At 65.9% G+C, this 24,331-nt stretch carries 19 protein-coding genes, 2 tRNA genes and 1 pseudogene; 12 read left to right on the top strand and 10 right to left on the bottom strand.

Features of this window, described 5'->3' with window-relative positions; all coding sequences use genetic code 11:
• From cas6e to DFW101_RS06540, 7 genes are all read right to left on the bottom strand, one after another.
• Nucleotides 1-636 carry a type I-E CRISPR-associated protein Cas6/Cse3/CasE gene (gene cas6e, locus DFW101_RS06570; RefSeq protein WP_009180727.1) on the bottom strand — a complete coding sequence of 212 codons (636 nt, stop codon included), beginning with the start codon at nucleotides 634-636 and terminating at the stop codon, nucleotides 1-3.
• Complete coding sequence (gene cas5e / locus DFW101_RS06565; RefSeq protein WP_009180726.1) at nucleotides 623-1,423, bottom strand: type I-E CRISPR-associated protein Cas5/CasD; 801 nt, start codon at nucleotides 1,421-1,423, stop codon at nucleotides 623-625. The genes cas6e and cas5e overlap by 14 nt, the downstream gene beginning before the upstream one ends.
• 3 nt (nucleotides 1,424-1,426) lie before the next feature.
• The gene (gene cas7e / locus DFW101_RS06560; protein WP_009180725.1) at nucleotides 1,427-2,584 is read right to left on the bottom strand and encodes a type I-E CRISPR-associated protein Cas7/Cse4/CasC; all 1,158 of its coding nucleotides are present in this window, start codon (nucleotides 2,582-2,584) and stop codon (nucleotides 1,427-1,429) included.
• A gap of 13 nt (nucleotides 2,585-2,597) precedes the next feature.
• The gene (gene casB, locus DFW101_RS06555; RefSeq protein WP_009180724.1) at nucleotides 2,598-3,119 is read right to left on the bottom strand and encodes a type I-E CRISPR-associated protein Cse2/CasB; all 522 of its coding nucleotides are present in this window, start codon (nucleotides 3,117-3,119) and stop codon (nucleotides 2,598-2,600) included.
• Nucleotides 3,119-4,783 carry a type I-E CRISPR-associated protein Cse1/CasA gene (gene casA / locus DFW101_RS06550; protein ID WP_009180723.1) on the bottom strand — a complete coding sequence of 555 codons (1,665 nt, stop codon included), beginning with the start codon at nucleotides 4,781-4,783 and terminating at the stop codon, nucleotides 3,119-3,121. The genes casB and casA overlap by 1 nt, the downstream gene beginning before the upstream one ends.
• Before the next feature lie 600 nt (nucleotides 4,784-5,383).
• Nucleotides 5,384-8,062: a CRISPR-associated helicase/endonuclease Cas3 gene (locus DFW101_RS06545; RefSeq protein ID WP_009180722.1), complete on the bottom strand. Its 2,679-nt coding sequence runs from the start codon at nucleotides 8,060-8,062 to the stop codon at nucleotides 5,384-5,386.
• A gap of 294 nt (nucleotides 8,063-8,356) precedes the next feature.
• Nucleotides 8,357-8,433: transfer RNA gene (locus DFW101_RS06540), tRNA-Met, on the bottom strand.
• Between the two features lie 445 nt (nucleotides 8,434-8,878).
• On the opposite strand from DFW101_RS06540, the gene rpmH reads away from it, so the two are divergent.
• The 6 genes and pseudogenes from rpmH to DFW101_RS06520 all read left to right on the top strand — a co-directional run bounded on the left by rpmH (nucleotide 8,879) and on the right by DFW101_RS06520 (nucleotide 13,564).
• Nucleotides 8,879-9,016, top strand: a complete 138-nt coding sequence (gene rpmH / locus DFW101_RS19755) for a 50S ribosomal protein L34 (RefSeq protein WP_009107569.1) — start codon at nucleotides 8,879-8,881, stop codon at nucleotides 9,014-9,016.
• Between the two features lie 14 nt (nucleotides 9,017-9,030).
• Nucleotides 9,031-9,423 (top strand): annotated as a pseudogene (rnpA, locus tag DFW101_RS19750) (ribonuclease P protein component); the annotation flags it as partial.
• A complete protein-coding gene (yidD, locus tag DFW101_RS20250) occupies nucleotides 9,396-9,782 on the top strand; it encodes a membrane protein insertion efficiency factor YidD (RefSeq protein WP_009180721.1) in 387 nt (128 codons plus the stop codon). The pseudogene rnpA and the gene yidD, both read left to right, overlap by 28 nt.
• Nucleotides 9,688-11,280 carry a membrane protein insertase YidC gene (yidC, locus tag DFW101_RS06530; protein ID WP_009180720.1) on the top strand — a complete coding sequence of 531 codons (1,593 nt, stop codon included), beginning with the start codon at nucleotides 9,688-9,690 and terminating at the stop codon, nucleotides 11,278-11,280. The genes yidD and yidC overlap by 95 nt, the downstream gene beginning before the upstream one ends.
• Before the next feature lie 64 nt (nucleotides 11,281-11,344).
• Nucleotides 11,345-12,475 (top strand): RNA-binding cell elongation regulator Jag/EloR, encoded by a 1,131-nt coding sequence (gene jag, locus DFW101_RS06525; protein ID WP_009180719.1) that lies wholly within the window; start codon nucleotides 11,345-11,347, stop codon nucleotides 12,473-12,475.
• 189 nt (nucleotides 12,476-12,664) lie between these two features.
• A complete protein-coding gene (locus DFW101_RS06520) occupies nucleotides 12,665-13,564 on the top strand; it encodes a DMT family transporter (RefSeq protein WP_009180718.1) in 900 nt (299 codons plus the stop codon).
• Between the two features lie 195 nt (nucleotides 13,565-13,759).
• On the opposite strand, the gene DFW101_RS06515 is transcribed toward DFW101_RS06520, so the two are convergent.
• Both DFW101_RS06515 and DFW101_RS06510 read right to left on the bottom strand, forming a co-directional pair.
• On the bottom strand, nucleotides 13,760-15,103 hold the full coding sequence (locus tag DFW101_RS06515) for a LysM peptidoglycan-binding domain-containing protein (RefSeq protein ID WP_009180717.1): 1,344 nt from the start codon (nucleotides 15,101-15,103) through the stop codon (nucleotides 13,760-13,762).
• A 255-nt stretch (nucleotides 15,104-15,358) separates the two neighbouring features.
• Nucleotides 15,359-17,860: a heavy metal translocating P-type ATPase gene (locus tag DFW101_RS06510; RefSeq protein WP_009180716.1), complete on the bottom strand. Its 2,502-nt coding sequence runs from the start codon at nucleotides 17,858-17,860 to the stop codon at nucleotides 15,359-15,361.
• 116 nt (nucleotides 17,861-17,976) lie between these two features.
• Between DFW101_RS06510 and DFW101_RS06505 the strand changes: the two genes are divergently transcribed.
• Complete coding sequence (locus DFW101_RS06505; RefSeq protein ID WP_009180715.1) at nucleotides 17,977-18,342, top strand: hypothetical protein; 366 nt, start codon at nucleotides 17,977-17,979, stop codon at nucleotides 18,340-18,342.
• A gap of 174 nt (nucleotides 18,343-18,516) precedes the next feature.
• On the opposite strand, the gene DFW101_RS06500 is transcribed toward DFW101_RS06505, so the two are convergent.
• Nucleotides 18,517-18,593: transfer RNA gene (locus DFW101_RS06500), tRNA-Pro, on the bottom strand.
• Nucleotides 18,594-18,761: 168 nt separating this feature from the next.
• On the opposite strand from DFW101_RS06500, the gene DFW101_RS06495 reads away from it, so the two are divergent.
• The 5 genes from DFW101_RS06495 to DFW101_RS06475 are packed head-to-tail and all read left to right on the top strand — an operon-like array spanning nucleotide 18,762 to nucleotide 24,319.
• The gene (locus tag DFW101_RS06495; protein WP_009180714.1) at nucleotides 18,762-19,841 is read left to right on the top strand and encodes a protein-glutamate methylesterase/protein-glutamine glutaminase; all 1,080 of its coding nucleotides are present in this window, start codon (nucleotides 18,762-18,764) and stop codon (nucleotides 19,839-19,841) included.
• Between the two features lie 32 nt (nucleotides 19,842-19,873).
• Complete coding sequence (locus DFW101_RS06490; protein ID WP_009180713.1) at nucleotides 19,874-21,796, top strand: HEAT repeat domain-containing protein; 1,923 nt, start codon at nucleotides 19,874-19,876, stop codon at nucleotides 21,794-21,796.
• Nucleotides 21,797-21,799: 3 nt separating this feature from the next.
• On the top strand, nucleotides 21,800-22,678 hold the full coding sequence (locus DFW101_RS06485; protein ID WP_009180712.1) for a CheR family methyltransferase: 879 nt from the start codon (nucleotides 21,800-21,802) through the stop codon (nucleotides 22,676-22,678).
• A gap of 43 nt (nucleotides 22,679-22,721) precedes the next feature.
• The gene (locus DFW101_RS06480; RefSeq protein ID WP_009180711.1) at nucleotides 22,722-23,486 is read left to right on the top strand and encodes a ParA family protein; all 765 of its coding nucleotides are present in this window, start codon (nucleotides 22,722-22,724) and stop codon (nucleotides 23,484-23,486) included.
• Nucleotides 23,483-24,319, top strand: a complete 837-nt coding sequence (locus tag DFW101_RS06475) for a chemotaxis protein CheW (protein ID WP_009180710.1) — start codon at nucleotides 23,483-23,485, stop codon at nucleotides 24,317-24,319. Before DFW101_RS06480 ends, DFW101_RS06475 begins: the two co-directional genes overlap by 4 nt.
• Nucleotides 24,320-24,331: the final 12 nt, after the last annotated feature.

Here is a 24,331-nt window from a genome sequence, read left to right as displayed (position 1 = left end):
CTACGCCCTCCGGGCGAGCACAAGCCCGCAGCCGAATCCCTTGGCAGGACCGATGCCGTTTCGCAGGGCATCGAGCGCCTTGTCCGCATCACAAACCTCGGCGAACCCGGCGAAATCCAGGGTGCCGAATTTGACTTCGTGGCCGTCGCGCCAATACCGGCGCAGCGCATAGCTTTCGACCACAAGACTCGAATCCTCGAAACAAAGTCCCAGGTCATCCTGGCGCTTGAGCAGCCAACGCGTCCCGTATTCCTGAGCGAGCCAGGCACGCGGCGGCGGCTCCTCGCCGCGTTCCTTATAGGGTTTGCGTGCGTCCTGGACCACGTCGAAACGGTCTTGCTTGCCGTCGGCCCCCTTGCGCTTGACCACGGCATTGGCCCGCAGCGAGACATAGAGCCTGTCGCCTGCGGCCAGTTTTGGTGCATACGGTTTGACGGCCATGCGCCACACGCCCTTGTGGTCAACAGGTTCCCGGGCCGAGAGGGCCAGATAGTTCTCGGCGTCGATTTCCCGGAACAGGAAATCGCGCTTGCGATCCGGCCTGTCGGCGAAAAGCTCCCACAGGGCCTGATGCGCGTCGTAGACGTTTTTGAAAATGGCCTCTTTGGAACGCAGTTTGAGCTTAGTGAGGAACATGGCCGGCCTCCTTGTCCCTGCCCCGGGGCGCGACAACGCCGGGCGCGGTCACGCCGCAAACGCCCCGGCGTTCTTCAAAGAGCCGGCGGCCGTGCTGCACGGTGCGGTCCCGCACAAGAGGCCGGCTGGTCACCGTGGCGGGGGTGATTGCTTCGTCCTCGTCAGCAAAGACGACGGCCGGATCGTGGGGTTTGAGCCCGGCCGGGAAAGCCAGTTTCTCCAGCGGATAATCGGCCAGCGCCGCTTCCAGGCTGTCGTATTCCCCGAGGCGCGGATGGAAGGGGAGGGACGGCGGACAGCTTTTGCGGCCGAGGTAGGGGGTCAAGACCGGCCGGCGCAGCGCCTCGGCCAGTGCTTCCAGCGTATGCGGCGGGGTCGCGTCGGTCGGGGGCGCGGCGGCCGGGGTCAGACAGGCCGTGAAGTGGGCGTCGCAGAGATAGCCCCGCCGGGACAGGACGGTATAGGGCGGTTCGTCGATGCCGAGCAGCCCGCCCAGTTCGTCGGCGCGGGTGCGGTAGATGCGTTTGCTTTTCTCCGGCGGCGTCTGGATGGTGTGGTAATCGAGCAGCGACGTGCCGGGCGCGTCCACCCGCACGGCCAGGGCATAACCGCCGGACAGGGCGGCCAGCCGCGCCTCCTCGTGGCGGCGAATGCCCAGGCAGGCGGCCAGCAACCCGAAGACAGCCGAACGCGTGGGGTGGCCGGCGCTTAAACGCACTTCACCCACGGCCACGAGTCCGTAGGCCGCCAGCATCCCGTAGAGTTGGAAGATGAGGTATCGGGCCATGGGCTACTCCGCCACGAAGGCAGCCAGTTCGGCCAAGGTGCCTTTTCCGTCGAAGACGTTGAAGGAGGTATCCGCAAGGGTCTGGCCGTAGACCTTGTCCATTTTAGCTTTGGTTTTGAGTAATTCGGCGATGGCTGTTTTGCCGAGATGGCCGTCGCGTTCTTCTTCTCTCTCGCCCACGGGCTTGAGGAAGGCCAGGGAGAGGTTTCGCGGCGTGTCGTCGCCTTTTTCGGCCAGGGCGAAGCAGGCATAGGCCCGAGAAGCGTAGCTGGCCTGTTTGCCGGTGGGGGCGACGGTGCAGGCGGCGGTGGTGAGCGCCGTCAGGGCCTTTTGGACCAGCGCCTCGTCGCCCCCGAGATTTTCGGCCAACAGCGCCCGGTCGATGCACAGATAGAGGTAATAAACGCCGGCCCCGAATTCCGAGACGCCCATATGGCCGGCTCCGGCGTCGTCGCGGTTGAGGTCGTCGACGGCGGTAAAAAAGTCGTCCTCGGCCACGGCCCGGTGCACGGTGACGGCGTGGGCCACCTGGACGGCGGCCTCGACGTTAAAGCGTGCGCTGGCGGCCAGCATGCGGCCGAACATGGCGATGTCGGCGGCCTTGGCGTCGCTGCGAAGCAGATTCAGCGCGTTGGCGTCCGGGGCTTTGCCCGCATCGCGGCAGGCCTCGGTCAGTGCGGCCACGGCGCGGCGTTCTTCCTGGCTGACATGGGCCAGCTGTTCGATCTCCAGGGAGTCGAGCAGCTCCTTGCGTTTTTTGACCGGGTCAGCGTCCTTTTCAGCTTTGGCGTCGGCTTCCTTTTTGATTTTGCCGAAAACCCCGGCAATGGTCCGGGCGATTTCCGCCGCTGTCTTTTCTTTGAGCGCGGCCAGGGTGCCGGTGGCGTCGGGAGCATCCCACACGGCGTCGAGGCTGGCCCCCTGGGTCAGGGCGCAAAAGACCTTGCGGCCGAGTTCCTTGGTGCGCACCCCGAGGTGGTCCGCGCCAAGCGTCGCCTTGAAGACATCCGAGGTGCGCCAGGCGCGTTTGAGGCTCTGGGAGGAAACGCGCAGGCGATTGGCCTCGCCAAAGCGCATGGATTTGGGCGCGCCCAGGTCGTCGCGGTTGAGATTGGCGGCCGGGTAGCTGGTCAGGATATGGAGCTGGATGAATCGGGACATGGCGATTTCTCCCTTATTTTTTGGCAGAGCGGTTGACGTAGTATTGGATGGCCCAGGCGCGGCGGGTCTTGTCGGTCCAGTCGGACGCTCCGGTCACGAGACTGCGCAACTCGGCCGTGCCGCCGAGATAGGCGACCAGTCGGCGCAGCATGAGGAACAGGTCGTCCGGGTCGGTGGTGGCAAGGAGCTTTTTAAAGCGCGGGTCGCGCACGGATTCCTGGCCCGGGTCGGCCGGGGCAAGCTGGCGGGCGAAGTGCCCTTCGGGCAGCAGCGTGCGTACATGGGCGAGCACGCCCACGGCCCGGGCAAATTTGGCGGCGTCTTGCGGCGTCAGCTCGATGCCGGCAGTTTTAAGGAGCGGCAGCAGGCTGCGCTGGTAATCCGGCGAGACAAACACCTCGTCCGGGGTCTTGGCCCGGCGCAGTCTGGCCCTGGCTCCCCGGTTGGCGTCGAGGCTCTCCCACCATTTACGCAGCACGGCCCAAAAGGCGGCGCTTGGCGGCTCGGTGCCGTAGAGCAGGGATTTGAGCGTCATCACGATTTCGCCTCCTTTTGGGTTGCGATGCCAAGGATCTTCGAGCAACTGCCAAAGGTGTAGCCCCGCATCCGGTTGAGCGCCGCATAGATTTGCCGGGTCTTTCGCGGCGTCGTGCCACCGTCCTCGGCCACGGCGGCGAAGATGGCCCCCACGGCGTCAAGGAGCGTGCGGCGCCAGCCGAGCGCGATTCCCAAGCGCGCCTCCTCGTCGTCGTCGGATGCCTCCAGAATCGAGCGCACAGAGGTGTAAAACGCAGTCTCCGTCTCGGCCCAGAACCGGGTTTCGACCAGGGCCAGCAAGGTTGCATCGGGTTTGGGCTTTGGGCCTTTTTCCGAAAAGAGCGCCTCATGGACGGCTTTGCGCAGATTGTTGCATGCTTCTTCCGCCGCCTTGACCAGCGGCGCGACCTCGCCAATGAAACGCTTGGCCTCGCGTCCCTTGAGGTCGAGGATGGGATACTCGCCTTCACACCAATTGCGGGCCTTCATGTTGTCCATGTCCCAGCCGAACGTGCGCAGCCGGGCGGGTGTTTCCTGCCCGGGCGGCGAACCTGTCCGGTAGTGGGTCACGACCCGGGCCGGGATGACGGGCTTCTTGTCGTCCGTGGCTCCGTAGACGAAGCCGAGCCATTGGTTGTAGGCCCGCCCCTCGCTTTCGCCTTTGATGGTAAGCGCTTCCTTGCCCGGCCCCTGGTCGCGGTAGGGGGTGAGAGGATGCTGCCAGCCTTTGCCGTAGTTGTTCCCGTAGTTTTTGGTCCGGTATTGGCGCACGAAGACATTGCCTGGCTGGCCGCACACCGGGCAGGCCGACGGTGTTTCGTCGGTTTCGGCATCGAGCACGATGCGTCGGGGCATGGCCCAGTAGTGGTGCAGGAAGTGCATCCCTTCGCGGTGGACCTCGCTGCCCTTGGCTGTGCTGTCGCGGGTGACGGCCAGCCAGGGGAAGACCGCACCCGGGAGGGCGGCGGGATTGGCCGGCAGGGCTTCGACATTGGCCGCATCGAGTGGCAGCACATTGGCCCAGACAGTTTTCCAGAGCGAGTCGTCAAGCATGACGAGGGTCGTGAGCGGTCCCCCGCCGCGCAGGGAGACGCGGTGGCCGGCTCCGCCGCTTGGCGCATAGGTTTGCAGGGCATGGAGTGCGGCTGCGGCGCAGGCCGGGCACAGGCGGTCGGGCGGCTGGTCGCGTTTGATGAAGAAATCGCTGTTGAACTTGGTGGCGTTTTCCCCGGGCGAATCCATGAGCAGCGCCGCGATGGGAGAGGGCTCCTTGGCCTCGGCTTCGGTCAGCGTCAGGTCTTGCAGGAAGCGCGGCCGGTCGCCGAAGAGGTTGAAGAAGGGGGTGAGCGGCGCAAATGCGGTCTTGAGGGCGGCGGGTGCGTAGTCCGGTGGGGCGAGATGTGGTTCGTTGGTCGTGTTGGCGCTCAAGCCGAGTCGCCATTTTCGGTTATCCGTGGGCGGCAGGGCGGTCTGGACGAAGCCGATGAGCAGTTCGAGCAACGCCCCTTTGAAGTCGGGGCGCGGCGTGTCGATGTCGGCGATGGCCTGCCCGGGCGACCCGTCCCCGGGATCGGTGATGCGCCAGGGCGGAATGCGCAGGCGCGTCCCATCGACCCGGCGAACCGGAATCCAGTCTTGCGTCAGAAGATTGAACGATGGCATGGGTGTTTCGCTCCATGAGTTTTGTTTTTCTATAAGAGTACATGAGAATCAAGACGGATGCCAGCCCGAACGGCAAAACGAGCGTGCCCGTCCGGGCTGGCGGCGGTTAGAGCGCTTATGAAATGAGGATCAGGATCAGACTGAAGTCGTCAGAAATGAGAATCACAATGAAAAGATCTCGTGCTCTCCGGTATGCGGTCATGTTTTTCTCCCATGACGTTTAGCGCAGCCAAATTGACTTCGCCCGGAGATGGCAATATGAGGAAGTTACCACACTATCCTCGGATTAGCTCCGAGCGGAGACGCCTTCCACCGAGCGCTTTTTGGTGGAAGGCGTTTTTCGTATAAGGCTATTTTCTGGGAACACGCAAGATATTTTTATTGTTTAAGTAACCCTAGCTACCTTTGAATCTCTAATCCCCAATTTCTTGGGGAACTTAAAATAATCCTTTGTCTTCGACGCCCTTGCTACCGGGCCATCCCCACGCTTGTGGGGAACGCATTTCCCGAGATCGGCGGTGAGAGTTCACCTTGTTCCTGTTGATCTATAATAATTTAGTCATATAGGGGGTAGTTGTCAACTATTTGTATTCATTTGTATTAGCCATAGTTTAACCCTCCCTCCCGACTATACACCGCCGTCGTCCCCGGCAGCGCGCAGTGCCAGACGCCGGCCGTCTCCGTTTCCACAAAGGGCACCAACCGCACCCAACGCCCCTTGTCCGGCAGGGTCGCGGCAAAGGCGTCCAGCCGCTCCTGCCACGCGTCCGTGGCCGCCAGGGCATCACCCCGGTGCTTGGGCACCGACACTTCCGAGCGGGCGCAGGTCGCTGCGTCGAGCCCTTCCCCGGCCCACAAGGCCAAGCCGTCGTCCACCACCCGCACCAGCCGCAGCGTCACCCGCTCCTCGCCAAGGCGCGTCGGCGTCTCGCGGTCGTCGTGCCAATGCCCGGCCGCCGCGTCGGTCCCATAGCCTTGGGAAAATTCCAGACCATTAAACAGGGCTAAACTTTTTTCGGCGCTGGCCTTGCCCGTCTGCTTGTCCTCGGCCGACTGAAGGGCTGCCGGCGTGGGTAAAGCGTCGGCATCGTACGCGCCCTCCACCAACTCCCGGGCGTCCCGGGGCAGCTCGACACGCTCCCACCGCGCCAAAAGCTGCGCCGTGCGCCAGAGCACGTCATGGCCGGGATAGACGAACAATCCCTTGCCAAGCTCGGCCTCGCCCCAGCCCGGCCCCGGCTCGTCCACGGCCGGCGGGGAAAGAACCAGCACGGCCGGCCCGACAAATCCCGCCGGCCGCCATTTGCGGTTATGGCGCTGGCACCGGCCGGCCCGCTGGAGGACAAGCTCCATGGGGGCCAGTTCAGTGACCAGAAAATCTGCGTCAACATCAAGTGATTGTTCAATAACTTGTGTGGCAACCAGAATTTTCCCGCGCCGTATTTCTGTCGTGGAGCCCTTGCCGAAGATGGCCAGCACGCGCTCCTCAATGGCCAGACGATCGCACAAGGCAAAGCGGGCGTGAAAGAGCAGCACATCGGCCGGGGGCAGGCGCTCGGCCAGCAGGTTTCGCGCTGCCATCGCCCGGTCCACGGTGTTGCACAGCAGGATGGCGCAGCCACCGGCAGTATGGACGGCGACCAGCCGGTCCAACGCCTCGGCCGGATCGTGGCACAAGGTCACGGCCACGGACAGGGTGCGCGTTTGGGCAAGCGGCGTTTCCGTAAAAACGCCGTTGGCCAGCCGCGTGGCCAGGGGCAGCGGATCGGCCGAAACCGCGGGCACCGGATAGCCGGCCCCCCGGCAAAAGGCTGCGGCCAGTCCTTGCTTGATGCGCCGGGGCAGGGTGGCCGAAAGGAGGATGGCGCAGCCGCCAAGGCCGGCCTGAAAGGTGAGCAACGTTTCCAGCAGGCGCGTGGTATAGGGATCGTAGGCGTGCACCTCGTCGGCAATAAGGACGTTGCGGCCAAGGCCGAGCAGGCGCAGACATTGGTGCTTGGCCGGCAAAACGGCCAGCAGGGCCTGATCCAACGTCCCTACGCCGCACGGGGCAAGCAGGGATTTTTTGCGGTTATCCGCCAGCCAGGCGGCGCAAAAGGCACCGCTATCCGGCTGCTCCCCGTCCGCCGCATCACTTTCGCCGTCCCGGCCGCGCTCCAGACCGATACTGTGCAAGAACGCGTCCTGAATGCCACGCGCCCCATGGGCCAGCATGAGCGACGGTACCACCGTGTCGGCGTCCATGAAAAGCGCCCGGTACGATGCGGCCATTCTGGCATACATGCCGTTGGCCGTGGCCATGGTGGGCAGACCGATATAAAAACCGTGGGCCTCGCCGCCGGCCATGACGGCATGGGCGGCGAGCAAGGCCGCTTCGGTCTTGCCGGCCCCGGTCACGTCCTCGAAAATGAAAAGACGCGGCCCGCTGTCCCGCCCGGCGACCTCCAAGGCATACGCCTGCAAGGGCGTGGGGCCATATTTTTGCTCGATATGCGGCAGCAACTCGTGAAACCCGCCGCCCTGGCGCGGCAGCGGAGACACCATGCCGCAATCGGCCACAGTGGCCCGGGCCTGGGGCAGGGCGCGCTCGTTCCAGTAGACGGCCAGATCCATAGGCGTTTCGCAGTAGGCAAAGCCTTGGCCCGAGGCGAGCCAGTCAGCCACCACGAGCAGCCCGGCAAAGAACCAGGACACCGGCCGAAACGCCTGGTTCGCAGCATCGCCGCCCGGCAGCGTCAGTGGGCCGGGCAGAAACCGGCTGCAGACCTCGCCCATGAACTGTCGGATGGCCGCCGCAGTGGAGGGAGGGAGACGGAGGTTGCTGTCCGAGAGGTCTTGCGGCGGCTTGCCATGATGCCCAAAAGCGGCGTCGGTGAGCGGCGCAAGGATGTCCTTATGCGGCCACCCGTCGCGGCAGAGCAAGGAGGGCTGCCAAGCCACCACAATATCCTCGTCGAAAAAGATGGCTTTGCCCAGATGGCTGTGATGGGCGTTGCAGATGCGCTTTGCGGGCGGCCCGTCGAGCTTGTCCACGATGTCTTGCCGTTGTTGCTGGAAGGCTGGGGCGAATTTGCCGAGATCGTGGAGCACGGCGAAATACAGGAGCAGGGCGTCGAGGTCCGCCGGGGCCACGGCCGGGGCCAGGGCATGCAGACGCTGGTGCAGGCGCTTGTCGGCGTCGAGAAGGGCGCGCAACGTCGCGGCGACGTCAAGACAGTGGTAGACGAGCAGGTGATGGGCCGTACTGCCTTTGGCGGCTTTGCCCCAATAATGGTACATGGCACCTCCCGGGGGGCGGTTGAGCGGCGGCAACTCCCGTTCATGCCAGCGCGGCGCAGCCTGCGGCTCAGGCTTTCCCGTCGACCGTGTTGCGGTTTTTGAGTGGACATTGGCCCTGTCCCCTGGAGCGATGCCCTTTCCCTATATCATAAGACAGATTGGCCTGAAAGGGCGCGGGACTCGGCGTTGAAAATCGCCAAGGCGGTCCGGAGGTATTCTCGCTGTCGGTGAGGAATGGGGTATCAAAAAGAAAAAGGGCCTACGGTGTTTCTACCGTAAGCCCTTGGACTTCCTTGGTTGCGGGGGTGGGATTTGAACCCACGATCTTCGGGTTATGAGCCCGATGAGCTACCGGTCTGCTCCACCCCGCGTCACTGGAGAAACGGTTCTAGGCGCATGCCCCCTTCCCGTCAAGCGAAAAATATGAAAATATCGGATTTGTTCCTGCGGTTTTTTAAAAACAAAATAATATTAGTAGGTTGTCCAATTGGATGCGCGAATATTTCTGGCGGGCGCGGGTTTCCTGCTGTTGGCCGCTTCCCTGGTGGCCGGAAAAAGGGCAGGGTGGGCCGCTGTGGCCGGCGGGGCCGCGTTGGTGGGCCTGGCGGCCTGGGAGTCCGACCCTCTTCTGGTTCTGGGCGCGTTCGCCTTGGTGGCGGTCCGGTTCGTCCGGCCGCCGCAAAAGGACTCTCCCGGGCAATCGACGCCGGGGATGGAGCGCCTCGCGGCGCCCGCGGCATCCTCGGGAAAACGGCCTTGACGTGACCGCGTTTCGTGGGTATTGAAGGAAATTCATCACAATTTTGGAGATCATGCATGAGCAAGAAGACATACCAGCCCAGCAAAATTCGCAGAAAACGCACCCACGGCTTCCTGGTCCGCTCCAGGACCAAGAACGGACAGGCCATCCTGCGCCGTCGGCGCGCCAAGGGACGCAAACGTCTGGCCGTCTAGGCTTTCAGCCGGCGCACAGGATCCTGACGCAACGGGAATTCGCGGCCTGCTTCGAGGCGGGCCGCCGCTATCACGGCAAGATCTTCCTCGTCTTCGTCCTGCCGCGCCGGGACCGGGACGCCCCCTGGCGGCTCGGCATGGCCATCAGCAAAAAAGTCGGCAACGCCGTGGCCCGCAATCGCGTCAAGCGCGTGTTGCGGGAGTGCTTCCGACTTGCCGCCCCCGGAGCTGTCGGTGCGCTCGACATCGTGGTCGTTGCCAAGAAAAGCCTGGACCCGGGTCTTTTGACGTTCGACCAGGCCTGTCGTGACTTGCTGCCGCTTTTTGGGCGCATGGCCAAGGACTTCGAACGCCCGGTCCTGCCGGGAAGCGTGACTCCATGCGAAGCGCCGTCATCTGGGCCATAACGTTCTATCGGCTTGCCCTTTCGCCTTTGAAGCCGCCCTGTTGCCGCTTCCTGCCCACCTGCTCCGAGTACGCTCTGGAGGCGGTGGCCCGTTTCGGCGTTCTTCGGGGCGGTCTTTTGGCGTTGTGGCGGCTTGTGCGCTGCCATCCTTTCGCCCGGGGCGGTTTCGACCCCGTTCCACTCGCATTCTGGCCGCGCCTCAGGGCGCCTCGCAACGCGTCCTCTTGCCGACGCACCCACACCTATCGATGGGATTTGAAGGACAATGGAAAACAAACGCGTAATCCTGGCCGTGGTACTCTCGCTTGCCGTTCTGGTCGGCTGGAATTTCCTGTTTCCGGCCAAACCCCAGGCCCCTAAGACCGACACCCCAACGCAGACAGAGGCTCCCACCGCCCAGGCACCGGCTCCGGCAGCCCAAAGAGCCGAGACCCTCCCGGCCTTCGCCCCGACGCCCGGCCGCAAGGTGACGGTGAACACACCGCTTTACACCGCGGTTTTCAATTCCGCCGGCGGCGTGCTGGAACAGTTTTCCCTCAAAGGGTACCGCCAGACCATTGCCCCCGATTCCCCCCTGGTCGATCTCGTCAACGCCAAGGCCCAGCTCAAGGCTCCCCTCGGGCTGATCGTCAACGGCACCCCCACCTGGCAGAACGTCGAGTGGTCCGTCGAGGGCGGTGATCTCAAGCTCGATGCCGCCGGCGCGGGCAGCCTGTCCTTCACCGGCCGCCTGGGCGACACCCTGATCCGCCGCACCCTGACCTTTTCCGGCGCAAGCTATCTGATCGACGAAAAGCTTTCCCTGTCCAACACCGGCGCCGCCCCGGTCAAGGACCGCCTGTCCCTGACCGTGGCCGTGGACCGCCTCTCGGCCGCCGACGACAGCTACAATCCCACCCAGGCCGCCTTTTACGACACCGGCCTGGAACTGTTCTCCAACGAAAAAAAGCTCGCCGAGGGCATGACCGACGAAAAGCCCGTGCAGTGGGGCGCGGTCATGAGCAACTACTTCCTGGTCGGCATCATCCCCGAGGCCGAGGGCCTGCGCGGCAAGGCCAAGTTCGAGGACGAGATCTTCCGTGTGGCCCTGGACAAGGACGGCATCGAGATCCCGGCCGGCGGCCGCACCGACCTGGACGTGCGCTACTACCTCGGACCCAAGGACCCCAAATTTCTGGCCCAGGCCCCGCACAACCTGGCCGCGGCCATCGACTACGGCTGGTTCGATTTCATCGCCAAGCCGCTGCTCAAGCTCCTGCATTTCTTCTATGACTATGTCGGCAACTACGGCGTGGCCATCATTCTCCTGACCGTCCTCATCAAGGGCCTGTTCTGGCCCCTGTCCCACAAAAGCTACAAGTCCATGGAGCAGATGAAGCGGCTCCAGCCGCTGCTCACCCAGCTGCGGGAGAAGCACAAGGACGATCGCCAGAAGATGAACGAAGAAATGATGCAGCTCTATAAGACCTACAAGGTCAACCCGGCCGGCGGGTGTCTGCCCATGATCGTGCAGATCCCGGTCTTTTTCGGGCTCTACCAGGCATTGCTCCATTCCATCGAATTGCGTCACGCCCCCTTTATCGCGCATCTGCCGTTCACCAACATGATCTGGCTGGCCGACCTGTCGGCCAAGGACCCGTACTATATCACCCCCCTGGTCATGGGGGCGACCATGTTTCTGCAGCAAAAAATGACGCCGGCCCCGGGCGATCCGACCCAGGCCAAGGTCATGCTGCTGATGCCTGTCATCTTCACCTTCATGTTCCTGAATTTCCCCTCGGGACTGGTCGTCTACTGGCTGGTCAACAACGTCATTTCCATTGCCCAGCAATACTGGATGCTCAACAAGAAGTCCTGACGCCCATCGTCAGAGAGCATCCCTTGCCCCGGGCCTGCGAAGGAAGTGCAATCAAGGAGCGAGTATGAGCGAATTTAGGACCTTTAGCGGCAAGACCGTCGACGAAGCCATGGAGGAGGCCTGCCGGTATTTCGGCGCGCCACGCGAAAAACTGGAAGTCGAAATCCTTTCGGGCGGCTCGTCCGGCATCTTCGGACTGGTCGGCAAGAAAAAGGCCGAAGTGCGGGCCCGGATACGCGAGGAAATAAACCTTCTCCAGCAGGACAGGAACGGCCAGGGAAGGCGTGAAAACGGCTCCCGCAACGACAAGCCGCGCGCCCCCAGGCCGCCTCGGCAGTCCGCTCCGGCGGAAGCGCCGACGGAGGCTCCGGCGGCCGAGGCCCCGGCTCCGGCCGCCGTATCCGAAGCCCAGGCCGCGCCTGCGGAGCCTGCCGGCATCGAGGCTGCTGCGGCCGACACGGTCGAGACGCCGCCCCCGTCGCGCCCGGAACCGGCCGCCCGGCCCAGGCCGGCCCCGGTCGCCCCGGTCGCCAAGGACGAATCCCTGGCCGAGGAAGACGACTTCGACGAGGACTTCGACGAGGACCAGGCCGAAACGTCCGCTGCCGGGCGGCGGGGCTCCCGCCGCGAGCCCCGGGCCCCTCGCGAGGAGCGTCGCCCGGCCGCCCCGGAAACGCCGCCCCAGCCCATGACGCCGGAACTCGAAGCCCTGGTGCGCGAAGTCATGGTGCAGATGCTCGACGGCATCCTCGGCCAGTCCCCGGAATTCGAAATCACGGGCCACAGCGAACGGGTGTCTGTCCTCATATTCGACGAGGAAAACTCGGGCCTTCTCATCGGCCGCGAGGGCCAGACCCTTTCCTCCATCCAGTATCTCGTCAACCGCATCGTCATCCGCCGCCACGGCAGCCCGGTCAAAGTCCAGATCAACACCGGCGAATACCGCGAGCGGCAGGACGACAACCTGCGCAAGATGGCCATTTTCCTGGCCGACAAGGCCAAGACCCTCGGCCGGCCCCAGTCCACCAAGCCCCTGTCCTCCTACCACCGCCGGGTCGTGCACCTGGCCCTGCAGGAGGACGAATCCATCTCCACCCGATCCAAGGGCGAAGGGCCGCTCAAGCGCGTGCTCATCGTCCCGCGCGGCGGACGCGGCGGCGAAACGCAGCAAAGTAACAACCAGCGTTCGCAGTAGCGGACAGGAAAACGTGAAGAGCCTCCGGCGGCCGGGAGGGGGCATCCCCTCCCGGACCCACCCGAAAGGGGCTTTTCCGCTCTCCGCCGGCCTGCCGTCCTCGTTTTTCCCTTCCAGGGGGTCCGGGGGGGATGATCCCCCCGGCCGCCGGAGGCTTCTTCCCTCCTCCCTTCCACGGAGTACCCACACATGCGCGACGCATCACTCCGGGCCGACGGCCTGTGCCTGGTGACGGCCCTTATCTGGGGACTGGCGTTCGTGGCCCAGCGGATGGGCATGGACCATGTCGGGCCCATGGCCTTCAACGGCATCCGGTTCGCGCTGGGAGCGGCGGTGCTGGCCCCGTTGGCGGTGCGGTCCATGCGATACCCGCCGCCGGCGCCGTTTCTGGCCGGCAGCCGGGACGGATTCCCGTGGCTCGGCGGCCTGCTGGCCGGCGGGGTGCTCTTTGCCGGGGCCACGCTCCAGCAGGTGGGGCTCCAGTACACCACGGCCGGCAAGGCGGGGTTCATTACGGGCCTGTACGTGGTGCTGGTGCCGCTTCTGGGGCTTTTTTTCAAGCAGCGGCCGGCCCGGGGCGACGTGGTCGGGGCCGTGGCCGCCGCCATCGGCCTGTATTTCCTGTCCGTGACCGAGGACTTCACCCTGGCCCCGGGCGACGGGCTGGAACTGGTGGGTGCGGTCTTCTGGGCCTGCCATGTGCTGGTCATCGGCTGGTTGTCGCCGCGCACCCGGGCCTTGCCCCTGGCCATGGCCCAGTATGTGGTCTGTTCGGTCCTGAGCCTGGCCTGCGCCCTGGCCTTCGAGGACCTGACCTGGACGGGCGTGCGCGGGGCGGCCTGGCCGATCTTCTACGGAGGCCTTTTGTCCGTGGGCCTGGCCTACACGCTCCAGGTGGTGGCCCAACGCGACGCCAAGCCGACCCATGCCGCCATCCTCTTGAGCTTCGAGACGGTCTTCGCGGCCATCGGCGGGGCCGTGCTGCTGGATGAAAGCCTGGGGAGCAGGGGGCTTTTCGGCTGCGCCCTGATGTTTGGCGGCATGCTGGCCTCCCAGCTGTGGCCCAGGCGGAAGGCGGGGCACGGCTGATTCCGCCGGGAATCGACCCGGCAGGGGAAGACGGCCGGCCTGCGGCGGATGGCTTGTTCCCCGGAAAATCGGTTTGCGCGGGTTCCCGGAAGACGGGACTCCGCCGACCGGGATGCCGCCGAAACCGGTGTCCCGACGAACAATGAAAAAAGCCCGGCCGAAGCCGGGCTTTTTTTAGGCCCTGTGCCGCCAGGGCTACTGGCAGAGCTTTTCCTTTTTGGCGCTTTCCATGAGTTCGCAGTCGCCGAGCGAACAGGCCTTCTGGTAGTCCTGGCACATGGGGCCGTACTGCTTGAGGTGCAGGTAGGTGAACCCGCGGCCCTTGTAGTAGTCGGCCTCGCCGGGACCGAAGCTGATGGCCTTGTTGAAGTCGTCGATGGCCTGGGGATAGCGGCCGGAGCGGGTGTAGCTGAGGCCGCGCATGGAATAGGCCAGGGCGAAGTTGGGATTTTTCTCGATGGCCTTGGTGTAGTCGTCGATGGCCTTGGGGTACTGCTTCATGTAGTAGTTGGCGTGGCCCCGGCTGGCGAAGTAGTCGGCCCGGTTGGGGTTGAGCTTGATGGCCTTGTCGAAGCTCTCCACGGCCTTTTGGAACTTGTTCTGCTTGCCGAGCTCGATGCCCTTTTCAAAGGAAGACTCGGCGTCGGCCATTTCGCGGCTTTCGGGCATGGCCGGCGGGGCTTCCGGTTCGCTGGCCCGGGCGGTCTTGGACGGACGGGTGGGAGCGGCTTCGGGTTCGGCCACGGGTGCGGCCACGGGCGCGGGCCGTTCCTCGGGCTCCTCGGCTGCCTTGGACGCGCCGAGCGGCACGATCAGTTTTTCGCCGGAATGGAGTTTTTTGCCCATATCCGGATTGAGCCGGGCCAGTTCCTTGGGCGTGGTGTGGAAGCGGCGGGCCACGGAGCTCACGGTATCGCGCCGGTGGGCGGTGTAGGTGGAGGTCTGCTCCTGGGGTTCGTGGGATTTTTCCGCCTTGTGGGACGGCTTCTCCGTCGGTTCGGCCTTGGCGGCCGGGGCGTTCCCGGGCAGGACCAGCTCCTGGCCGATCTTCATGCGGCTGAGGCTCAACCCTTTGTTGGCTTTGACGATGTCGTTGACGCTCAGATCATGTTTGGCGGCGATGGAGCCAAGGGTGTCGCCTTTTTTGACGGTGTAGGTGCCCGCGCTTTTGGCGGACGACTTGGCGGATTCCTTGCGTTCCTTTTCCCGGTCACGGGCCTCGGCGGCCCGTTCCCTGGCCGAAGAAGCGTCCGATTTCCTGTCCGCCTTTTCGCGGGAAGGCTCTTTGTCGGAATGCTTGCTGTCGCTCTTGCCGGAAGACGATCCGGGGATCGTCAGCGAGTCGCCCGGGTGCATCTTGCTGGGCTTGAGGCCCTTGTTGGCCTTGAGCAGCTCCTCCACCGAGAGGTTGTGCTTTTTGGCGATGGATTGGGGCGTATCCCCGGATTGGACGGTATAGGCCTCGGCGGAGGGAGTATGGGCGGCTGCCAGCAGGCTGAGGCATGTCAATACAACTACGAGGCGAGACAATCGAGGCATAGCACCACCTTAGCTCTGTCGGGTTATGTGCAGAGTCGTTACTTGGGCTCAAGTCAGAAGGCGCGAGTCTAGACTACCTCGGCCGGGGGGGCAACGATTTTCCAAATGCGAAAGATTACAGTATGATGAAATGTTTGTTCATGTTCGGCCCCGGCTGACGGGGATCGGCCGGCTGCCATCGAAAACGCAGGCCCCGGGCCGGCTTTCGCCGGAGGGCCGGAGGAGGGCAGCCCCGGCCCCCGGCGGCATTCCGGTCTATCCCTCCCGGGGGGTGAAAAAGCGCAGGCGCAGGGCGTTGGTGACCACGGTGAAGGAACTGAGGGCCATGGCCGTGCCGGCCAGCATGGGGTTTAAGGTCGGGCCGCCGAAGATATGGAGGACGCCGGCCGCCACCGGGATGCCAATGGTGTTGAAGGCAAAGGCCCAGAAGAGGTTCTGCTTGATGTTGCCGATGACGGCCCGCGACAGGGCCAGCGCCGCCGGCACGCCGCGCAGGTCGTTTCGCATGAGCACCACGTCGCAGGACTCGACGGCCACGTCGATGCCCGAGCCCATGGCCATGCCGAGGTCGGCGGCGGCCAGGGCCGGGGCGTCGTTGATGCCGTCGCCGACCATGGCCACCTTGCGTCCGGCGGCCTTGAGGCGGTTTATTTCCTCGGCCTTGCGCTCGGGCAGCACCCGGGCGATCACTTCGGTGATGCCCAGCTGGCCGGCCACGGCCCGGGCGGTCCGCTCGTCGTCGCCGGTCAGCATGACCACGTCGAGTCCCTGGCGGAGAAGCGAGGCCACCACGGCCGCCGCTTCGGGCCGGGGCGTGTCGGCCACGGCCAGGACGCCGGCGGACCGGCCGTCCACGGCCACGCGGATGGCGGTCTTGCCCGAGGCGGCAAGTGTTGCCTCGGTGGCGTCGGCGTCGGCATCGGCCGGAATGTTTTTTTCGAGCAGATAGGCGGCCGTGCCGACCAGAACATCGCGGCCGTCCACGCGGGCGGCGACCCCCCGGCCGGGCGCGGCCTCGAAGTGTTCGGGTGCGGGCAGAGGGAGGTTCTGGGCCTTGGCCGCCGCCACAATGGCCGCCGCCAAGGGGTGTTCGGACCGGGCCTCGGCCGCGGCGGCCAGGGCGAGGAGGGTGTCGGCGTCAAAGCCCGGGGCCGGGGCGGTGTCGGTCAGTTCGGGCTTGCCGTGGGTCAGGGTGCCGGTCTTGTCGAAGACCACGGCCGAAACGTCGCCGGCGGCCTGGAGGGCCGCCCCGGACTTGACCAGGATGCCGAGGCGCGCCCCCCGGCCGGTGCCGACCATGATGGAGGTGGGCACGGCCAGGCCCATGGCGCAAGGGCAGGCGATGACCATGACGGCCACGAAGATGCGCAGCGAAAACGGGAATCCGGCCTGGCCGAGGAAATACCAGGCCAGCCCCGAGACCACGGCCACGGCCATGACCGTGGGCACGAAATAGAAGCTCACGGTGTCGGCCATGTTGGCGATGGGGGCTTTGGACCCTTGGGCCTGGCGCACCAGGGCCACGATGCGCGACAGGGTCGTGTCCTCGCCGACGCGGGTGGCGGTGAGGACCAGGGCCCCGGTGGTGTTTTGGGTGCCCCCGGTGACGGCGTCGCCGACCGCCTTGGCCACGGGCAGGGGCTCGCCCGTCAGCATGGACTCGTCCACCCGGGACGCCCCCTCGGCCACGGTGCCGTCCACGGGCAGGCGTTCGCCCGGCCGCACGAGAAGCCGATCTCCGGGTTCCACCTCGTCCAGGGGCACGACCTCCTCCCTGCCGTCGCGAAGGAGCGTGGCCGTGTCCGGGGCCAGGCGCATGAGGGCGGCGATGGCCCCGGACGTCTTGAACTTGGCCGAGGCCTCCAGATATTTGCCGAGGCTGATCATGGCCAGGAGCACGCCGGCCGACTCGAAATACAGGTCCATGGCCCGGGCCGCGGGATCGTTGCCCATGAGGAGGAGGATCAGGTTGGCCAGGCTGTAGGCCAGGGCCGCGCCCGTGCCGACCGCGACGAGCGAATCCATGTTCGGGCCGCCGCGAAGGAGCGCCGGAATGCCGTCGCGGTAAAACCGCCGGCCGATCCAGACGATGGGGAGCGTCAGGGCCAGCTGGGTGAGGGCAAAGGCGGCCGGCGAGATGTCGGGATGGAGAAAATGGGGCAGGGGCAGGCCCAGCATGTGGCCCATGGACAGGACCAGGAGCAGGGCGGCGAAGCCCAGGGCCGGGATGAGTTGGCGCCGCATGCAGGCCAGTTCCGCCTGGGCCTCTTTTTGGCGGGCGGCGAAGCGGTCGCCCGAGGCGGAAAGCGTCTGGCTGCCGAAACCCAGGTCCGCGATGGCTTGTCTGAGGGCGCGCCTGGAGAGAAGCGCCGGGTCGAAGGTGAAGGTGCCGGTCTCGCCGGCCAGGTTGACGTCGGCCGCGACCATGCCCGGAAGCCTGCGGGTCACGCGCTCGATGCGCGAGGAGCAGGCGGCGCAGTGCATGCCGGTTATGGCCAACGCCACCGTGTCGTTGCTTGGTGGCGGCGGGCCCAGGGTGAAGCCGAGTTCGGCCACGCGGGCGCCGATGGCGTCCAGGGTAGTGTCCTTGGGATCGAAGCGCAATCGCAGGGAGGCGTCGGCCAGGTTGACGGTCGCTTCGGCCACGCCCGGCATGGCGCCAAGGACGCGTTCGATGCGCGAGGAACAGGCGGCGCAGTGCATGCCCGCCACCGGGACCTGGACGGTTTGCTGCGTCTTGGTATCCATGGCAGCCATCATAATCCCGGGGCGGCAAAGCGCAAGTCCCGTCCGGGCGGACGGGGCGGGAGGCTGGCAATCAGGGGAGGATGCGGGTATGCATTGCCATGCGAAACGGCAAAGGAGTTCCGGGAATGCGATCCGACAGCATGGCAACTTTTTGGGAAGTCCACAACCGCGAGCCCAACCGTTGGGAACGGCTTCGTGACGTTTTTGAAAAGTTGCGCATGGTCCTCGACATGCCGTCGCTGTGCCTGGGCGGGGCCGACGACCTGATCGAACAGCTCGAACAGCGTCTGGCCGAGGCGGAGGTGCTTTTTCCCGAGCCGGACTGGCTGTCCGTGGACCAGGCCAGCCCGGACGGGCTGGAACAGTACTGCGCCAACCATATGGGCGCGTTGCTTGAGGTCCTTTCGCGCACGGTGGAACTCTTGGCCGAGAAGCGGGCCAGGGAGATGGCCGGCGGGGCCTGTTGCGGCGAGGGCCGGGGCGAGTCGTAAGCGGACGCGGGCCGGGGAGGCGGGGGGAAGCGCTCCTGGCGGGGGGCCGTCCACGGGCCGTGGGCATGAAATTTCGGTGCATCGGAGCGGGCCGGCCCATGGCGGGGAGTGCGGCAGCGGGGGGGGCGGACACGAAAAAAGGGGCTATGCTTTCGCATAACCCCTTGAAATACCTGGTCGGGATGAGAGGATTCGAACCTCCGGCTTCTGCGTCCCGAACGCAGCGCTCTACCAGGCTGAGCCACATCCCGACGTGGAAGAAACGCTTTTAGGGTATCCCGCGGGGTTTGGCAAGCACTAATCTCGGTTGTCAGAACGCGAAGACTCATCTAATCATGGCGATCGGCACGGCCCATCCGGTTGCGCCCCCGCCAGGCGGGCAAAACCGGGGTCAGGCGCTACGCCGTCAGGAGATATTCGTGATCAAGGTAGTGGTGGTCGATGACTCGGCCTTCATGCGCAAGGCCCTGGGCACCATGTTGGCCAAAGACCCGGAGATCGAGGTCGTGGCCACGGCCCGGGACGGCGAGGAAGGCCTGGAAATGATCCGGCGCCACCAGCCGGACGTGGTGACCATGGACATCGAGATGCCGCGCATGGACGGGCTGACCGCCCTGCGGCACGTGATGATGGAAATGCCGCGTCCCGTGCTCATGGTCAGTTCGCTCACCTCCGAGGGCGCGGAGGCGACGCTCAAGGCCATGGAGCTTGGGGCCGTGGATTTCATTCCCAAGCAGCTTTCCAAGGTGTCGCTCGATATCGTCAAGATCGAGGATGAGTTGCGGGCCAAGGTCAAGACCATCGCCCGGCGGCGCATGAGCCATCTGGGCCGTTCGCCCCTGGCGGCCCGCGCCCGGCCGGCGACCCCGGCGGCTCCGGCCGGGGAGCGGGCCGCGCGTCCGGCCACGCGGCCATCCGGGGCCCAGTGCCGCGACCTGGTGGCCATCGGCGTGTCCACGGGCGGGCCGCCGGCCGTGCAAAAGCTGCTCTCGGCCCTGCCGGCGGATTTTCCGGCCGGGATTCTCATTGCCCAGCACATGCCGGCCGCGTTCACGGGTCCTTTTGCCAAGCGCCTGGACGGGGTGTGCCGCATTGCGGTCAAAGAGGCGGAGGACGGCGAGCGGCTCCAGCACGGGGTGGCCTACGTGGCGCCGGGCGGCAAGCATCTGCGCATCGACCAGAAGGTCAGCCGCATCGACGTCCGGGTGGTGGAGGAGCCGCGCGAGGCCCTCTACAAGCCGTCGGCCTCGGTGCTTTTCGAATCCGTGGCCATGGGCGTCGGCCGCCGGGGCCTGGGCGTGGTCCTGACCGGCATGGGCAGCGACGGACTCGACGGCATGCGGGTGTTAAAGGCCAAGGGCGGCCGCGCCCTGGCCCAGTCCGACTCCACCTGCGTGGTCTACGGCATGCCCAAAGCCATCGTGGACGCGGGGCTCGCCGACGAGATCGTGGACATCGACGATATGGGCGAGACGATCCTCCACAACCTTTACAAATGACCGTTCCCGGTCGGGGCGGGCAAGGACGCGGCATGGTGGACTGCAAGGAACTCTGCCAACGGTTGGGCGGCGACGACCCGGACGTGCTCCGGGACGCGGCCTACGAGGCGGGCGAGATCGGCTGTCTGGAGGCTGTCCCTTTCCTGGCCAGGTTGTTGTGTTCGCACAACCTGGGCGTGCAGGAGGCGGCGGACAGGGCCCTGCGCCGGATCGGCGGCAAGGAGGTGGTGACAGCCGTCAAGCCGCTTCTGCGCTCCGACGACGCGCCGTCGCGAAACGCCTCCATGGACATCCTGCGGGCCGTCGGCGGCCAGGATTTTCCCACGCTGCTCGAACTCCTTCACGACGCCGACCCGGACATCCGCATTTTCGCCTCGGATATCCTCGGCTCCACCGCCAGCCGGCAGGCGGTGGCGCCGCTTGGCGAGGCGCTCCTCAAGGACCCGGAGGTCAACGTCCGCTACCAGGCGGCGGTGAGCCTCGGGGAACTGGCCTTCAGCGAGGCCGCGGTCTGTCTCGGCAAGGCCCTCGGCGACGACGAGTGGGTGCAGTTCGCGGTCATCGAGGCCCTGGCCAAGATCCGCGACGCCTCGTCGGTCGGGGTCCTGGTCAAGGCGCTTGACCACAGCTCCGACCTGGTCGCCTCCATGATCGTGGACGCGCTTGGCGAAATCGGCAACATCAAGGCCGTGACCATGCTCCTGAAGCGCATGGACGCCTCGCCCGAGGTCCTGCGCAACAAGATCGTCAAGGCCGTGGTCCACATCCTCGGCGGCAAGGCCCTGACCCTGCTTTCGCCCGACGAGCGGGAGCGTTTTTGCGGCTACCTTCTGGCCGCCCTGGGCGACGACGAGGAGGATGTCCAGGACGCGGCCGTGTCCGGGCTCGGCTCGGTCGGCGGCGAGGCCGCGGCCGGGGCGGTCCTGGTCCATGCCGCCCGCATCGACCGCGACAGGCATCCGGAACGCTACGAGCACGCCGTGGCCGCCTTGCGGGAGATGGGCCTGACCGAGGCCGTGGGCGCGGCCCTGCGCCAGGGAAGCGATGCCATGCGCCTGGCGGCCCTGGACGTCCTGCACGGACTGCCGTGTCCGGAAGGCACGAGTCTTCTCATGGATGCCTTCGCCTCCCTGCCCGGGCCCATCCGGCCGGTGGCGGCCAGGGCCCTGGCCGCCATCTCCGGCCAGGAGGCCGTGGGCTTTTTCCTGGACATGCTCCACGGGGACGATGAAGACCTGCTCCTCGAGGCCGTGGCCTTTCTCGGCGGCAAGATGCGCCTGCCGGCCGCCGGAGACGCCCTTTTCGACCTGCTGGCCCATCCCTCGGACGCGGTCAAGGAGGCGGCCCTCGATGCCTGCGTGGCCATCGGCGGCGAAACCCTCGACGGCCGGTTCCGGCAGCTTTTTGAAAGCGACGAGCCCATGGACCGGCTCATGGCCGCCTACGCCCTCGGCAAGATGGGCCTTCGCGACCACATGGACGTCATCCGCGCGGCCTTAAACGATCCGGTGCCGGACATCCGCAAGATCGCGCTCGAGGCCCTGGGCGAGATGTGCGGCCACGAGGAGGAGGGCCTGGCGCTCATCGTCAGCGGCCTTTCCGACGAGAACCGGGACGTGCGCCTGGCCGTGGTGGAGCTTCTGGGCGGCTGCGACAGCGACCGGATCTATCCGTACCTGGAGCAGGCCCTGTTCGACGCCGACGACTGGGTGCGCGTCCGGGCCATGGAGGCGCTGGGGCTCCGGGGCGAGCGCGAGGCCGTCGGACGGCTGGTGGAGCTGGCCGGGGAAGACGGCAAGCTCGTGGCCCTGAAGGCCGTGGAAACGCTCGGCGACATCGGCGGTCCGGAGGCCTCGCAAGCCTTGCTCGGGATCGCTTCGGGCGACGATCCGGAATTGGCCGGGGTGGCCGAGGCGGCTATCGCCCGACTGCAGGACGAGCAAGGGGAGCGCTAGTCCATGACCTCGCTTTTTTCCAAGACGATATCCCTGCGCAAGGAACTCAAGATCTCGGATCCGGAGTTCGCCCAGCTGCGGGATTTCATCTATGCCCAATCCGGCATCTACGTGGCCGACAACCGCAAGTATCTGGTCGAGAACCGGCTGGCCGCGCGGCTCAAGGAACTCAACCTCAAGAGTTTTTCCGAATACCACGCCTTTCTCCAGTACGACGCCAGCCGCCGCCAGGAGCTCAACCGCCTTTTCGAGGTCATCACCACCAACGAGACCAGCTTTTACCGCAATCCGCCCCAGCTCAAGGTCTTCCAGGACATGGTCGTCAAAGACGTCCTCGACAAGCTGCGGGCCCAGAAGCAGAAACGGCTGCGCATCTGGTCGGCCGGCTGCTCCACGGGCGAGGAGCCCTACACCATCGCCATCATCCTCCACGAGGTGCTGCGCACGGAGATCGGCGCCTGGGACATCCGGATCACGGCCAACGACCTGTCCGAGGCGGTGCTGACCCAGGCCCGGGGCGCGGTCTACAGCGAGTACAGCCTGCGCACCACGCCAAAAGAGATCGTCAGCCGCTATTTCACGCCCGACGGCCAGGTCTTCAAGCTCAGGCCCGAGGTCAAACGGCTCGTCACCTTCGGCCAGATCAACCTCTCCGATCGCAACCAGCTCAAGCGGGTGGAACGTTCCCACATCGTTTTTTGCCGCAACGTCATCATCTATTTCGATGACGAGATGAAAAAGAACGTGATCACGGCGTTTTATGACAACCTGCTCCCCGGCGGCCAGCTTTTGATCGGGCACTCCGAATCCCTGCACAACATTTCCCGGGCCTTTCGTCCCAAACATTATCCCGGGGCCATCATATACGGCAAAGAGGAATGACCGGGATGACGGAGGAGGCGGCCGACGGGCCGCGGGAGCGCCTTTGGCCCAGATTCTGGCCATAGCCAACCAGAAGGGCGGGGTGGGCAAGACCACCACGGCCTTGTCGCTGGCGGGGGCCCTCGGCATGATGGGCCGGCGGGTCCTGGTCATGGACCTCGATCCCCATGGCTGCGCCTCGGCGCATATGGGCATTTTCCCCGAGAGTGTGGCGGCGTCGTCGGCGGATGTGTTCTGGGCCACGGCCCCAGAGCGGGTGCCCTGGGACAGGATCGTCAGCCGGGCCGGCCGGGCGGCGTTCGACCTGGCCCCGAGCCATTCCAGGCTTTCGGACATGGAAACGGACCTGAGGGACCGCAAGGGGAAGGGCGTGCTGCTCAAGGAAGCCCTGGCAAGGGGACCGGCATACGACCACGTGATCCTCGACTGTCCGCCCCACACCGGGGTGGTGCTGGTCAACGCGCTGGTGGCGGCCGATCTCCTGCTCATCCCCATTCAGACGGATTTTTTGGCGCTCCACGGCGTGCGCAACCTTTTTGAAACCATGCGGGCCCTGAACCAGGTCCTGCCGCGCCCCATCGCCTACCGGGCCCTGGCCACCATGTTCGACCGGCGGGCCAAGGCCTGCCTGCGGGTAGTGGAACTGTTGCGGGAAAAGTTCCGGGGCCGGATGTTCGGCACGGTCATTGGCCTGGACACCAAGTTCCGCGAGGCAAGCGCCCTGGGACGGGTCATCCAGGACGTGGCCCCGGACAGCCGGGGCGCCCGCGAATACCGGAGCCTGGCCGAGGAGGTTTTGGCCCTGTGAGTCCGAGTCTGGAAGAATATTTCAAGGACACCGTGGTCCTGCCCGAACCCGGGCCGGGCCGGGGGACGTTCACCGAGGCGGAACGGGATTTTTTGACGCGCTACATGGGCGCGGATTTCGAGACCGCGCTGACGCGGCAGGGCCTGTCCCGGCCGGCGGCGGTGGAGTCGGTCACGGGACCGCTCTCGACCGGGCCGGCCGCCGCGCCTCCCGGTCGAAGCGCGCCGCCCGCCGCGACGAGCCAGGCGGCCCCGGCGACCGGAACCAACGGCACAGGCCCGGCCGCCGGCGAAGATCCGGCCCGGCGGGCCGGTGCCGGACAGGCGGGGATCGCAGACGCGGCGCCGGCCTTGGCCACGGCCGAGGACGGGGACGCGGCCCTGGAGGCCGGCCTGCGCGAGGCCCGGGAGGTCAAGCTGGTCGGGTTCCGGGTGGCCGGCCAGGAGCTGGCCCTGCCCATCGCCCAGGTCCAGGAAGTGCTGCGGGCCGTGCCCGTGACCCGGCTTCCCACCGCGCCGCCCCACATCGTCGGGATTTTAAACCTGCGCGGCCGGGTGGTGCCCATGGTGGACCTGGCCGAAATCATGGACTTTTCGGGCCAGCGGGGCGAGAAGCGCTTCGTCATCGTGTGCCGCTGCCGGGGCATGCTCGTGGGGCTCATGGTGGAGGCCCTGACCACCATGCACCAGGCCGACGGGCAGGCCATCGAATGGGGGGTGGAGGCCCGCATCGGCGTGGCTTCGGACCTCGTCTCGGGGCTGCTCAAGGTCGGGGACGCCCTGGTCGCGATCCTCTCCGTTGACAGCCTTTTCCAAAAGGTTTTGAAGAGTTGAGGAGGTAGGTAG

The organism is Solidesulfovibrio carbinoliphilus subsp. oakridgensis (assembly GCF_000177215.2).
GTDB lineage: Bacteria > Desulfobacterota > Desulfovibrionia > Desulfovibrionales > Desulfovibrionaceae > Solidesulfovibrio > Solidesulfovibrio carbinoliphilus.
Note: the sequence above shows the minus strand (reverse complement) of the source record. Positions and strands in the feature narration are given on the sequence as shown.